Origin of the sequence: Streptococcus mitis, from assembly GCF_003942685.1 — a bacterium.
GTDB classification, from domain to species: domain Bacteria; phylum Bacillota; class Bacilli; order Lactobacillales; family Streptococcaceae; genus Streptococcus; species Streptococcus mitis_CD.
Map to the genome: position 1 here is coordinate 1 of NZ_RJNR01000001.1, position 13,119 is coordinate 13,119.

Sequence of the window (13,119 nt, forward strand, 5' to 3'; positions counted from 1 at the left end):
ATCAATTCATGCAAGCAAATCATACCCTCTTGGTCCCAATCCGATAGATCCCATAAATGAAGGTAATATTCATTTCTACACTTATATACAATCCCTTGGACTTCTTCATAATCAATTCATGCAAGCAAATCATACCCTCTTGGTCCCAATCCGATAGATCCCATAAATGAAGGTAATATTCATTTCTACACTTATATACAATCCCTTGGACTTCTTCATATAATTCTTTAAACATAACGTCCCCCTTTCTAGATACAGTCTAACAGATTCAGAAACACTTTTGGCACATTTCCCCCATTCTGTTCTCTACACTGCCTCAACTGCACAAAAAAGAGAGGGCAAGCCTCTCTTTGGGTTATTTTTCATCATTCATTTTTGACTTTACTTCATCATAAGATAATGCATGAGATTCCTCTTCAACTGTTTCAGGCATCTTTCCTGTTTCGTAAAGAGATTTAATTTGTGTACTATCCAATGTTTCGTATTTCAATAATGCTTCTGCAATCAACTTGTGAGCTTCACGATTTGACTGAATAATTTCAGCAGCTTTATTTCGTGCTTCATTCAATAATGAACGAACCTCTTCATCAATTTCATAAGCTGTTTGTTCTGAAATTGATTTTTGAGGACTCTGTGCACCAAACATAGCATGGTTTCCTTCATATTGTACTGGGCCAAGTTTTTCACTCATACCGTACTCTGTAACCATTGCACGCGCCATTTGTGTCGCTTGTTCAAAGTCGTTTGAAGCTCCTGTGGTTTGGACATTAAAGATAATTTCTTCAGCTACACGGCCACCCATTAAACCAGCCAATTGCTCTTTCATATCTTCTTTGGAAAGAAGCATTTGGTCTTCCTTAGGAAGTGCAATCATATAACCACCTGCACGGCCACGTGGTACAATTGTAACCTTATGGACAACACGGGCATTCGACAAGACTAGACCTACAATGGTATGTCCTGCCTCATGGTAAGCAACTAATTCACGTTCTTTTTGTGAAACTGTCTTATCTTTCTTAGAAGGACCAGCAATAACTCTGTCTTCTGCTTCATCAATATCTGAAGCATCAATTATCGATTTATTGCGACGAGCAGCAACTAGAGCCGCTTCATTCAAGACATTCTCTAAATCTGCTCCAACAAAACCTGGGGTTTGTTGGGCCACTAATTTCAAATCTACATCTTCTGCTAAAGGCTTGTTCTTAGCGTGAACTTTCAAGATTGCTTCACGACCTTTAACATCAGGACGGCCAACCAATACTTTTCTATCAAAACGTCCTGGACGCAAAAGGGCAGGATCTAGTACATCTGAACGGTTTGTCGCAGCGATGACGATAATTCCTTCATTTCCCTCAAAACCATCCATCTCAATCAAGAGTTGGTTCAAGGTTTGTTCACGTTCGTCATTTCCTCCGCCAAGACCAACTCCACGTTGACGTCCAACAGCATCAATTTCATCGATAAAGATGATAGCTGGTGCTGCTTTTTTGGCATCTTCAAAAAGAGAACGAACACGACTAGCTCCAACCCCGACAAACATTTCTACAAAGTCAGAACCTGAAATACTAAAGAATGGAACACCTGCTTCTCCGGCGACTGCTTTAGCAAGCAAAGTCTTACCTGTTCCCGGAGGTCCCTCTAGAAGGACACCTGCTGGAATACGGGCTCCAAGTTTTGTAAATCGTTTTGGATCTTTTAAGAATTCAACAACTTCAACTAGTTCTTGTTTTTCTTCCTCAGCTCCAGCAACATCTGAAAATCTTACTTTAATATCTTCTTTATTTGCAGCTTTAGCCTTACTACGTCCAAAACTCATTGGGTTACGGCTATTATTTCCTCCCATATTTCCCATCATAGAAAATAGGAAGAAGAAAAGAATACCGAATGGCACAATGGATACAAGAATATTAATCCACATACCACTTGAACTTTCATGCTTAACAGTTACTTCCGCTTTATGGTCAGAAGCAAGCTTTTGTAATTCTGATACTGTAGTATCTGAAGGAAGAATGATGCTTGAAAATTTCTCTACTGTTGTAGCAGAAGGAGAAAAGAACTGAATGCCTGTTTCTTCTTTACTTGTTTTAGGATTTTTATAAACACCTGAAACTTCGATAACACTACCATTTGGCTGGTAAGTCAATTCTTTTACATTGTCATCGGTAATTTCTTTTACCAGTTCTGTATAATTAATTTGCTCACTTTTCCCTGCAACACTACCTGTACTAAAATACTGGTAACCTGTAACTAGGAAAAAAATAAGTAATAACCATAGAAAAGGATTTTTAATTAAACCATTATTTTGTTTTTTCATTAAAAATTGTTCTTTCTAATTTGAATATACTTCTTCTTTCAATACTCCAACATAAGGAAGGTTACGATAATTTTCTTTGTAGTCTAAACCATAACCTACTACAAACTCATTTGGGATAGTAAAGCAGGTATAGTCTGCCTCAATTTCTACAACACGTCCTTCTGGTTTATCCAACAAGGTTGCAATTTTAACAGAAGCTGCTTCTCTTGCTTTAAACATATCTCGCAAACTCTTCAAAGTTTGACCCGTATCAATGATATCTTCTACAAACAGAACATGTCTTCCTTTGATGTCTTGAGTTACATCTTGCTTGATATTGATGACACCACTACTTGCTGTTCCACCATGGTAACTAGAAACCATCATGAAGTCCATTTCAATATGTGTGTCGATATGTTTAACCAATTCAGCCATAAAAGGAATAGATCCTTTTAAAATCCCAACTAAGATTGGATTTTTTCCTGCATAGTCCTTAGTTAATTGAGCACCTAATTTTTTAGCAGCTTCTGTAATTTCATCGTGTGAAACGAGGATTTTTTTAATATCGTTTTCTAACATTTTTTTACCTATCTATTTTTTCTATATAAAGTACAGTGTTCATTATATCATTTTTCGTGTTTTTACTCAAATTACTGGTCGTAATTCCCAAAATTGAGACAATTTCACCAAATTGCTCAATAATCAGAGCAGATTTTCGCTTTTCCATAGGGATTTTCAAATCAATAAATAGACGTCTGAGTTTTTTTCTATGCCCATTTAGAATCAAAACATCTCCTGTTTTTCGATGACGAATATGTATTGATGTTTCCCGTGAAACAAGTATTTGTTGAATTGATTCACCTTCTAAAGGAAGTCCAAAGGAAAATTTATATCCTTGATAAGATACCTGATTTTGATAGTGTAACACAAGTCCATCTTCCTTTTCATCAGCCTGAGGACTGATTTTACAAATCTTAAACCATTGGTACTCTTTTATCAATTCATAACCATTTTTTAGCGGATGACGATACTGGCTTTTAGTTTTTAAAATCTGCCGAACTTCTTCAAACTGAGCTTTTGTAAGATTCAAATCTGGAAAACGATTCAGATAAGTTTGAAGTAAAACTCTTTGTGTCGACTCAGAGTAAGACAATAGCTGATCTAAATTCTCTACATCAATATTCTTTGATAATTCAGCTATAGCTAAGTCATAATCTAAAATTTCATTGCCGATGCTTAAGATTGCATATCTAAATCGAGGATTTTCTTTTTCTAATTCTGGTAAATAAGAATTTCGAATACGATTGCGAAAATAATGATTTTCCTGATTTGATATATCTTCAAAGTGGAAAATTGGTGGAAAGTCTTTTTTCTGAAAATGCAAGAAGGGCCGAATGATTTCTATCTCTCCGACTACTTGCTTTTCCTTAATTCCTGATAGATAGCGCAAACGAGTGCCTCGAATCAAACGCATCAAAATCGTTTCCACATGGTCATCAGCATGGTGAGCAGTGACTAAGGCTGTCGCACCTGTCTTTTTCATAACCTCTTGAAAAAAATCATAACGAAAATTTCGAGCACGCGCTTCAGAAAATTCTCCTGAAAAATTGCTGATATAAATAGGAAGCTCTGCTTCAGCAGCCAACTTCCTTAATTCCTGTTCTTCCCAATCTGATTCTACTCTCTGCTTATGATTAACATGAGCTAGAATCAATTCAATTTCTAACTCTTTTTGATACGTAGATAATACCTTAAATAGAAACATAGAATCCAATCCACCAGAAAGAGCTAGCACCACCTTAGTATGCTTTTTGAAATATCCCTTCTTGAGAAAATGATTTAAAAAATCTTGTTCCCTCATTTTAGAACCTCATAAACATCCTTGGCTATCTTAGAAATCGTATCATAATCAGAATTTTTAGTGAAAATAGAAAGAATAAATGGAGAATCTGCATAGACAACACCTGTATCATGCTTAAATTCATCCGCGTCTCCAATTTTATGAGCTACTTTAACAGAAACACCTTTGGCAATTCTCTCATTATCAAAATCTGTTTTAGTCAAAGAATCCAATACAAATCCATTTTGGTTATAAATAGCTTCCATGACTTTCCCAGCCATTTTAGAAGAAATCAATTTTTCTTTTGGATCCCAATCATCTCCCATAATAGCAGACGTCTTGGATTTGAATATAGCATCAGATTGATTTGAAATGTAATATCCCAATAGATTATGAGCTACATTATCCGATTCTTTAGATACTTTTGTGATTAAGTCCTTTATAGAATACTCTTTATTATCCTCTTTTTTAGGGAGACTACCACTTCCCTCTGGTTTATAAGAACCTGGAAAATCATTGACTGCTGATACGTATTTTACAGTCGTGTCTAACTGATAAAGACCCTCATTTATTTTTTCTTGCGTATAGTAGAGATAAGGTAATTTTAAAATGCTAGCTGCATACATCTTTTCATCTTGATTGATACCAGCTTCTTTTCCAGTAGTCAGTTGCTTAACATAAATAGAAAATGAATCCTTCTGATATTTTTCCGATAACATTTCTTGGACTTTACTCATCCGATTATCATCTTCAGAAGTTGATTCTTTAGCTACCCATCCAGCCTGATCAATATGTAGAAATTCTTTCCCTTCTACAAACATGGTCTTATCAATTGAAACTTGCGAATAAGCTGATAAGGATGATTTCACTTCTTTTAAATCATAAGGACTGTTATACAGTTTAAAATCAGATTCTAACCATACTTTTTTTATTGTTGTAGTTACCTCTGATTGATCATATAAAAATCGTTTGTCCGCAGCTATAAATTGATGATTTGATAGCTTAAATACTGGAATTCCTTGTTTATTTAAACGCCACTCGGTTATTTGAAAACTTGTTTTTGGAGTCAATTTTCCAGATTCCACTACTAAATCTTCATTCGCATAAACAGGAACCTCTCCATAAACCATGGGAGAACTTAATTTTTCTCTAAAATAAATACCAAAGTCAGATTGTGAAAGGTAATAAATTTCTTTCGAAGTATATACAACTTCTTTTTCTGTGCTAACGACTTTTGAAACTGTCAAAAAACTCGGTAGCAACAAAATAATTAAGAACTTACGCATTCTTCCTTTCCTTTTCTTCTCGTAAACGCAATAATTGATTTTTATCAGCTAACTCTTCCAGCTTTTCATCCGATAGACTCAAGAATTGCTCAATTACGTCTAATAAATTTTCCATTTTATCACCTTGGGAGCAAGTCAGGAATCGTATAAACAGCTTCCCGATTCTTAGAATAATAATATTTTGCACGCATGTATTTAGCAGCGTACTCTTCATCTTTCAACTTTGTAGCAAAAGCTGTCTCTTTCTCCTTTTCCTCACTCAAGGTTTGATACTGAGTTTGCAAGTCTGATAACTGTTGACGTCTTTGGAGTAATTGATTATAGCTTTGAGCAAGATTATAAGTTGGTAAAATGAACAATAAAATCATCAAAATAAGAACCCAGCCCATGAAACGATTACGTTTTTGTCGTTCCTTCATCAGATAGCGACGACGTTGGTGTTCATTTTGAATAAAAGAATTATTCAATTGTACGATATTTTTAGACATTTTCTTCTACCCGTGTTTCACTGACAATTTCATACATTCCTGCTGCATCTTCTTTTTTTGTACTATCTTTCATCTCCAGTACTTTTACAAGCAGCAACTTATTGCCAAAGCGAATTTCAACTTGGTCATTAACTTTCAAATCCGTTGAACTTTTGGCCAAGATTCCATTTACCTTGATTCTGCCTTTATCTGCTACTTCTTTTGCGACTGTACGACGCTTGATAATTCTTGATACTTTTAAATATTTGTCTAGTCTCATTTTTATTACCTCAAATTATTATTGTACCATTTTTCTCCATTTTATAGAAGAAAAATGTTAAAGAGAATTGCCTTCTTTCAACACTTTTATCTCTAATAAACTTTCTCCAAAAATGAGCAGACCTTCTAAAATTTCATAGTCCTTCTTGTTTCGAACATCAAATACAACTTCCATTAATCCCTTATTCTCAGCTATAGCTGCTTTTAAGTTCGTTGCGGATAAAGCTTTAAAATAATCTTGAGCCAAGAACAGTCGCTGAGTAATTTTTTCAAATTGAACTGTAATCTTATTTTCTTTTCGTTCCACACGTTGAACAAAGACCTTATCAAGATAAGACTTAACCAAACCAATCTCTAAAAGATAAGCAACCACATCTGGGTATTCTCCAAAACGGTCCATCAGCTCTTCTTGTAACTCCTCATAATTGACAAGGTTGTCAATTTGACGAATTTTCTTGTAAATTTCAATCTTATGTCGTTGATCAGAAATATAAGTATCAGGAAGATAGGCATCAATTTGTAAAATCAACTCAGAATTCCCTTTGGTTCTTGTGTTCACATTACCATGTCGTTTAGCAATAGCTTCCTCCAATAACTGCGAATACAATTCAAAACCAACAGAATCAATGAAACCAGACTGGGATTTCCCTAAAAGATTTCCTGCTCCACGAATCGAAAGATCGCGCATTGCAATCTTAAATCCAGAACCCAATTCTGTAAATCCTTTGATCGCTTCTAATCTCTTTTCAGAGACTTCACTGATTGATTTTTCTGGGCGATACATGAGATAGGCATAAGCAATACGATTACTACGACCGACTCTTCCTCTTAACTGATACAAGGTTGACAAGCCCATATGGTCCGCATTTTCAATAAATAAAGTATTGGCATTTGGAATGTCCACCCCTGTCTCAATAATGGTAGTTGTCACCAAAATATCATACTGACCTTCAATGAAATCTAATAAAGTATTTTCTAACTGAATCTCACTCATTTGCCCATGAACAAAACCAATCGAAGCCTCTGGAATCAACTCCTGTAATTCTGAAACCTTTTGGTCAATCGTGTCAACTTTGTTGTAAAGATAGTAAACTTGACCTCCACGCTCCATTTCACGCAAGACCGCATCACGAATGACACTATCATTCTTTTCCAAAACATAGGTTTGCACTGGATAACGATTAGTCGGTGGAGTTTCAATAACAGACAAATCTCTGATTCCCAGCATAGACATATGAAGGGTACGAGGAATTGGCGTAGCGGTCAGGGTTAGGACATCCACTTGTTTCTTCAACTCTTTCAAGGTTTCCTTATGCTTGACACCAAATCGCTGCTCTTCATCAATAATCATCAATCCCAAATCAGCAAACTCAACATCTTTAGATAAAACTCGATGCGTTCCAATCAAAATATCAACTTGACCGTTTTTCAATTTTTCAAGTGTTTCAGTCTGTTCTTTTTTACTTCTAAAGCGACTCAACACATCAATATTAACTGCAAAATTTTGGAATCGTTCCTTAAAATTCGTATAGTGCTGTTGCGCTAAAACCGTCGTCGGAACTAAAACGACAACCTGTTTGTTATCATTGACTGCCTTAAAGGCTGCACGCATAGCAACTTCAGTCTTTCCAAAACCAACATCCCCAACTAAAAGTCGATCCATTGGCTGAGAAGCCTGCATATCGCTCTTGATTTCCTCAATACTACGAAGTTGATCATCCGTTTCAACATAAGGAAAGGCATCATCAAAAGCATGTTGATCTTCATCATCAGCTGAAAAAGCAAAACCCTTCAACTGGCTGCGCTCAGAATAAAGTTTGATTAAATCGTCAGCTATATCCTCTACCTGGTTCTTAACTTTTTGCTTGGCTTTTTTGAAATGACCATCATTTAATTTATTGAGTTTTGGCGCTTTCCCATCACTTGAAATATATTTAGACAGTAACTGAATCTGCTCTACTGGTATGGAAATTTGATCCCCATTTTGATACTGGACACTTACATAATCGCGGTGAATTCCCTTGATTTCAATTGTTTCAATTCCTAGATATTGACCAATCCCATGGATATGGTGAACAACATAATCTCCTTTTTCAAGTTCATTGTAATCTTTTAATCTCTCTGCGTTTGAAACATGTTGTCTTCGAAAACGACGTTTCAATTTCTTTTTAAAAATCTCATGTTCAGTTATCAATAAAACCTTTTCATCAACAAAATGAAAACCATGTCTGAGATTACCCTCGATTAAGTTTACAGATTCTTTACAAATACTTGACTTATCTCTGGAATCCAATTTAATCTGATATTCCTCTAAAACATCCTCCAATGTTTTACTTCCCATTGAATTGCTAGACTGAAGAATAATAGTGTAATTCATTTTTTTGTATCGATCAATTTCTTCTTTTAGAAAAGAAAATTGATTGAAAAACTCTTGCATGGGATATTGATTAAATTGATAAATTTGATCAAACTTGAGATTTCCTAACCCCTTTTGCAGGTTAGAGAAAAAGGTAACCGGACTCTGTTTTTTATAGATTTGCTCTGTATCTGCAAAATACTGCATCTCAGAAAATGCTTTACTGTTCTGTAATTCTTCTGTAAAGTATTGTACTAACTCCCTTTCAAAGACTTCATATTGATTCATCAATTTCTGATAATCATCAAAGAATACTGGGGTATCTTTTTCAATATAGTCAAAAACAGTCCATGTCTTGTCATAACACAAAGATAAAAACTTCCTAGAATCTAAATGAATTTGTTTTTGATGAAAACTTGAAAGAATTTCTTCTAAGTATGATTTTAAAATAGGTGATAACGTTTTTGAAATTTGTTTTTCTAAAGCTGACTGACCTCGTTGATAATCCTTTTCTCTCAAAAGCATATCACTAGCTGGAAAGATGGTGAGTTCTGTCTGATTTTCTTTCGATAATTGTGTTTCGACTTCAAATGACCTAATACCATCGACTTCATCACCAAAAAACTCAATTCGGAAAGGTTCTAACTGGGATATTTCAAAAATATCTAAAATATCTCCTCGCAGACTAAATTCTCCTTGAGTTTGTACTTGTGTAACTTTTCGATAGCCTATTTCCTTTAACTGATGGATAAGCGCATGTTGGTCATATTCTTCACCAACTGAGATTTTTACAATACTATCTTTGAATACATTTGGAGACGGTAAAATCAATCGACTTGCTGCAATATTACAAACCAAAATCCCTTTCTTAGATGTATCAGTCAAAAAACGCAAGGCTTCGACCCGTGAAATGATTTTTTCTTGTGAAGACATCAAGAACTCGACCATGGGGGAGTCATCTACCAAAAATGGATAGACAAGTTCCTCACCCAAGATAGATAGAAGATCACTAACAAGTCCTTCTGCTTCTCCATAAGTTGACGTCAATAACACAATCTTATCTTCTTTTTCTAAACTGCTTGCAATTGCAAGAGCCTTAGTAGATGTTGATAAGCCAAGTATTAGTTGTCTTTTCTTATCTGTTAAACTTTGATTCCATTTTTTAATCTGATTATTTTCTGAGAATAAATCTAATAAGGTCACCATTTATCCGTTATACCTCTGCATTGTTTTCTCAAAGTTTTTCTCTTGTAAATAATAGTTTACAGCATCGTCAACCTTGTCAATAGACTGTAAAATACCGATATAATCATCCTTGTCAAACTTACTCAAAACATGGTGAACAACTGACATACCATTTTTAGGTCTTCCGATTCCAATCTTAACACGATTAAAGACCTGGGTCCCTATATGTTGAATAATAGACTTGATACCATTATGACCACCTGCGGAGCCCTTTAATCTTAAACGAATCTTTCCAACTTCCATGTCAAGATCATCATAAATAATGAGTAAATCTTCAATATCCAAACCATAGTAAGTCAATAAAGCATGAACAGCTTTCCCGCTTTCATTCATAAAGGTCGTTGGTTTGACAAGATAAATTTTTTCGCCATTAAGAAAAAAAGATGCTAGATCAGCTTGAAATATCTTATCGTGTGTAAAAGTGATATTCTGTTTCTTCGCTAGTTGGTCAATCAACATAAAACCAACATTGTGTTTTGTTTCAAAATATTTATCCCCTGGATTTCCTAATCCTACAAGTAATTTGGTCATTTATTTTTCCTTTCAAAAGCCAAAAGGGTTGGAATTTTTTTCCAACCTAATTGACACTATTTATTAAATTTCTTATACATTAAAGCGGAATTCCATGATATCGCCATCTTGAACGATATATTCTTTTCCTTCTTCACGCAAACGTCCAGCTTCTTTTACGGCCTTTTCAGATCCGTATTTCACTAGATCCTCATATGACATGGTTACTGCACGAATAAATCCTTTTTCAAAGTCTGAGTGGATAATCCCAGCTGCTTGAGGAGCCTTCATACCACGTTTGAAGGTCCAAGCGCGAACTTCTTTTTCACCAGCTGTGAAGTAAGTTCCTAGTCCAAGTAAGTGGTAAGCTGCACGAGTCAACTTGTCAACGCCTGATTCTGTCAAACCAAGTGCTTCAAGAAACTCTTGCTTATCTTCTTCGTCTAACTCAGAAATTTCTTCCTCAGCACGCGCAGAAATAACGACTACTTCAGCATTTTCTGTCGCTGCGAATTCACGAATTTGTTTAACATAGTCGATAGAGTCAGGATCTGAAACCACATCCTCGTCCACATTCGCTACATAAAGAACTGGTTTAGTCGTCAACAGGAAGAGACCTTTGACAACCTTTTGTTCTTCATCTGTAAACTCGATTGTACGAGCTGATTTTCCATCTTCAAGGACTGGTTTAATCTTTTGAAGAACATTAAACTCTGCTACTGATTCTTTATCTTTTTGCGTACGTGCCATCTTTTCTACACGCGCATAACGTTTATTGACTGATTCTAAGTCAGCAAGAATCAATTCCAGGTTAATGGTATCAATATCCGCAAGTGGATCCACAAAGGCATCTTCACGTCCTTGCTCGCGCATGACATTTTCATCATCAAAAGCACGAACTACATGAACAATCGCATCTACTTCACGGATATTGGCCAAGAATTTATTTCCTAGTCCTTCTCCTTTTGAAGCTCCTTTTACAATCCCTGCAATATCTGTAAATTCAAAAGTTGTTGGAACTGTCTTTTTAGGAGTAATCATTTCAGTTAGTTTTTGGAGGCGTTCATCTGGAACTTCTACCATTCCAACGTTTGGATCAATCGTCGCAAATGGGTAGTTTGCTGCCTCTGCTCCTGCTTTTGTAATTGCATTAAATAGTGTTGATTTACCAACGTTTGGCAAACCAACGATACCTGCTGTTAAAGCCATATTTTCTCATTCTCCGTTTTCATTTCAATCCCTAATATTATAACACAAAAAGGGAAAACTTGCTAACCCTCTAACTAAGGGTTCTCATACTCTTCGAAAATCTCTTCAAACCACGTCAACATCGCCTTGCCGTATAGATATTACTGACTTCGTCAGTTCTATCTGCAACCTCAAAACAGTGTTTTGAGCAACCTGCGGCTAGTTTCCTAGTTTGCTCTTTGATTTTCATTGAGTATCAGTCAATAATTTTATTCATTTTTCGATCAAAATCATAGCGCCCCATCATGACAACATGGTCACAATTACTACATTTAATTTTGATATCTGCTCCTACACGTGTAATTTCCCAACGATTGGCCTTTTTACCTGTTGACTTGATGGTGCAAGCATGTGGTTTTTTCATTTCAACAAAATTTCCAACTTGATACATACTACTCTCCTTTTCTTTTTCGATTATATCATAAAAGAGGCGAGCTAGGCTCAACCTCTTTAACTTAATTTGTACGAACTGGTGTAATGAGCTGCATGAAGTCCTCGTCAGTATCTGCTGGCACAAGAGTAAATGGACGAACAGCTGAGATAAAGCTAATAGTCACCTTTTCGCTATTTAAAGCTTTAAGGGAATCAATCAAGTAAGTTGGGTTGAAACTAATAGTCAAATCTTCACCAGTAACCTGATCAGTATCGATTTCTTCGTTTACTTTACCAACTTCTGGAGAGTGAACATGGGCGCTAACAATCCCATCTTTAATTTCAAGTTTCACAGTACCATTTTGAGTCGCACTTGATAAAAGACGAGCACGCTCCATTGACTGGCGTAAGTTTACCACATCAAAAGTAATAGTAGTGTTAAAGTCTGTTGGAATCAAACGATCTGTATCAGGATAGTTACCTTCTAACAAACGAGTATAAAAGCTAATATTTTCGCTTCTAAAGAGGATTTGATTGTTGGCAAAGAAAATCTCTACAGTTTCAATATCGTCTGTAAATACTGCTGAAAATTCGCGTAGAGAACGGCTAGGAATGACAACATCAAAATCATCACTATTTTTCTCAAGCGTTAATTTTTTCTGGCTTAGACGATGAGAGTCTGTTGCCACTGTTTTTAGCTCCTTGTGTTGACTTAATACAAAATGAACACCTGTTAAAATTGGACGACTCTCTTGTGTACTTGCAGCAAAGGCTGTTTCATTGATAATTTTCTTGAGTAATTTTGTTTCAAGAACCAAAGGAGTGCTTGCTGAAATTTCTTGGATTCGTGGATATTGTTCGCTATCTTTTCCTTTTAGGGTAATTTCTGATTTACCACTCGTTAAAACAATTTGATTTTGTTCAATTTCTTTAAAATCAAGAGTCACATCAGGTAGACTAGATACAACATTGATAAAGAAAGAAGCTTCAAGAAGAATTGAACCTAAAGAAGTAATTAACAAACCAGCATCTTCATTTTTTTGAGAAATAAAATTTTCAATTGAAATTTGACCATTTGAACCAATTAAAGTAACACCTTCATTGGTCACGTCAATTTTGACAGTTGATAAAATAGGAATGGCATTTTTAGAACTAATAGCTCTCTTAGTAGTATTTAAAGCTTGTAGAAATAAATTTTTATTAATTGAAAAATGAATCATGGA

At 35.4% G+C, this 13,119-nt stretch carries 12 protein-coding genes and 1 pseudogene; all 13 read right to left on the reverse strand.

From position 1 onward, the window contains the following. Positions 1-100 precede the first annotated feature (100 nt). Positions 101-235: pseudogene (locus D8855_RS00010) on the reverse strand (sigma-70 family RNA polymerase sigma factor); the annotation flags it as partial. Positions 236-355: 120 nt separating this feature from the next. Further along, positions 356-2,314 carry an ATP-dependent zinc metalloprotease FtsH gene (ftsH, locus tag D8855_RS00015; protein WP_049509412.1) on the reverse strand — a complete coding sequence of 653 codons (1,959 nt, stop codon included), beginning with the start codon at positions 2,312-2,314 and terminating at the stop codon, positions 356-358. A gap of 15 nt (positions 2,315-2,329) precedes the next feature. Then, positions 2,330-2,872, reverse strand: coding sequence for a hypoxanthine phosphoribosyltransferase (gene hpt / locus D8855_RS00020; protein ID WP_000892178.1), 543 nt, complete (start codon positions 2,870-2,872; stop codon positions 2,330-2,332). Positions 2,873-2,876: 4 nt separating this feature from the next. Beyond that, positions 2,877-4,154: a tRNA lysidine(34) synthetase TilS gene (tilS, locus tag D8855_RS00025; protein ID WP_115904948.1), complete on the reverse strand. Its 1,278-nt coding sequence runs from the start codon at positions 4,152-4,154 to the stop codon at positions 2,877-2,879. Then, positions 4,151-5,419, reverse strand: a complete 1,269-nt coding sequence (locus tag D8855_RS00030; RefSeq protein WP_115904949.1) for a serine hydrolase — start codon at positions 5,417-5,419, stop codon at positions 4,151-4,153. The genes tilS and D8855_RS00030 overlap by 4 nt, the downstream gene beginning before the upstream one ends. Next, positions 5,412-5,534, reverse strand: a complete 123-nt coding sequence (locus D8855_RS10720) for an SP_0009 family protein (protein WP_049552245.1) — start codon at positions 5,532-5,534, stop codon at positions 5,412-5,414. The genes D8855_RS00030 and D8855_RS10720 overlap by 8 nt, the downstream gene beginning before the upstream one ends. A 4-nt stretch (positions 5,535-5,538) precedes the next feature. After that, positions 5,539-5,907 carry a septum formation initiator family protein gene (locus tag D8855_RS00035; RefSeq protein WP_115904950.1) on the reverse strand — a complete coding sequence of 123 codons (369 nt, stop codon included), beginning with the start codon at positions 5,905-5,907 and terminating at the stop codon, positions 5,539-5,541. Further along, the gene (locus D8855_RS00040) at positions 5,900-6,166 is read right to left on the reverse strand and encodes an RNA-binding S4 domain-containing protein (protein ID WP_049552243.1); all 267 of its coding nucleotides are present in this window, start codon (positions 6,164-6,166) and stop codon (positions 5,900-5,902) included. The genes D8855_RS00035 and D8855_RS00040 overlap by 8 nt, the downstream gene beginning before the upstream one ends. A 57-nt stretch (positions 6,167-6,223) precedes the next feature. Further along, the gene (gene mfd, locus D8855_RS00045; RefSeq protein ID WP_115904951.1) at positions 6,224-9,727 is read right to left on the reverse strand and encodes a transcription-repair coupling factor; all 3,504 of its coding nucleotides are present in this window, start codon (positions 9,725-9,727) and stop codon (positions 6,224-6,226) included. Next, entirely contained in the window at positions 9,728-10,297 is a 570-nt protein-coding gene (pth, locus tag D8855_RS00050) for an aminoacyl-tRNA hydrolase (RefSeq protein WP_125415463.1), read from the reverse strand. A 72-nt stretch (positions 10,298-10,369) separates the two neighbouring features. Next, positions 10,370-11,485: a redox-regulated ATPase YchF gene (ychF, locus tag D8855_RS00055; protein WP_049501881.1), complete on the reverse strand. Its 1,116-nt coding sequence runs from the start codon at positions 11,483-11,485 to the stop codon at positions 10,370-10,372. A gap of 235 nt (positions 11,486-11,720) precedes the next feature. Continuing rightward, positions 11,721-11,915: a DUF951 domain-containing protein gene (locus D8855_RS00060; protein WP_000285186.1), complete on the reverse strand. Its 195-nt coding sequence runs from the start codon at positions 11,913-11,915 to the stop codon at positions 11,721-11,723. 64 nt (positions 11,916-11,979) lie between these two features. Continuing rightward, complete coding sequence (dnaN, locus tag D8855_RS00065; RefSeq protein WP_000581172.1) at positions 11,980-13,116, reverse strand: DNA polymerase III subunit beta; 1,137 nt, start codon at positions 13,114-13,116, stop codon at positions 11,980-11,982. Positions 13,117-13,119: the final 3 nt, after the last annotated feature.

Coding starts and splice junctions, on each gene's coding strand:
- mfd (WP_115904951.1), bottom strand. CDS start 9,727: ATGGTGACCTTATTAGATTTATTCTCAGAAAATAATCAGATTAAAAAA.
- hpt (WP_000892178.1), bottom strand. CDS start 2,872: ATGTTAGAAAACGATATTAAAAAAATCCTCGTTTCACACGATGAAATT.
- D8855_RS00030 (WP_115904949.1), bottom strand. CDS start 5,419: ATGCGTAAGTTCTTAATTATTTTGTTGCTACCGAGTTTTTTGACAGTT.
- D8855_RS00035 (WP_115904950.1), bottom strand. CDS start 5,907: ATGTCTAAAAATATCGTACAATTGAATAATTCTTTTATTCAAAATGAA.
- D8855_RS00040 (WP_049552243.1), bottom strand. CDS start 6,166: ATGAGACTAGACAAATATTTAAAAGTATCAAGAATTATCAAGCGTCGT.
- dnaN (WP_000581172.1), bottom strand. CDS start 13,116: ATGATTCATTTTTCAATTAATAAAAATTTATTTCTACAAGCTTTAAAT.
- tilS (WP_115904948.1), bottom strand. CDS start 4,154: ATGAGGGAACAAGATTTTTTAAATCATTTTCTCAAGAAGGGATATTTC.
- D8855_RS00060 (WP_000285186.1), bottom strand. CDS start 11,915: ATGTATCAAGTTGGAAATTTTGTTGAAATGAAAAAACCACATGCTTGC.
- D8855_RS10720 (WP_049552245.1), bottom strand. CDS start 5,534: ATGGAAAATTTATTAGACGTAATTGAGCAATTCTTGAGTCTATCGGAT.
- ychF (WP_049501881.1), bottom strand. CDS start 11,485: ATGGCTTTAACAGCAGGTATCGTTGGTTTGCCAAACGTTGGTAAATCA.
- ftsH (WP_049509412.1), bottom strand. CDS start 2,314: ATGAAAAAACAAAATAATGGTTTAATTAAAAATCCTTTTCTATGGTTA.
- pth (WP_125415463.1), bottom strand. CDS start 10,297: ATGACCAAATTACTTGTAGGATTAGGAAATCCAGGGGATAAATATTTT.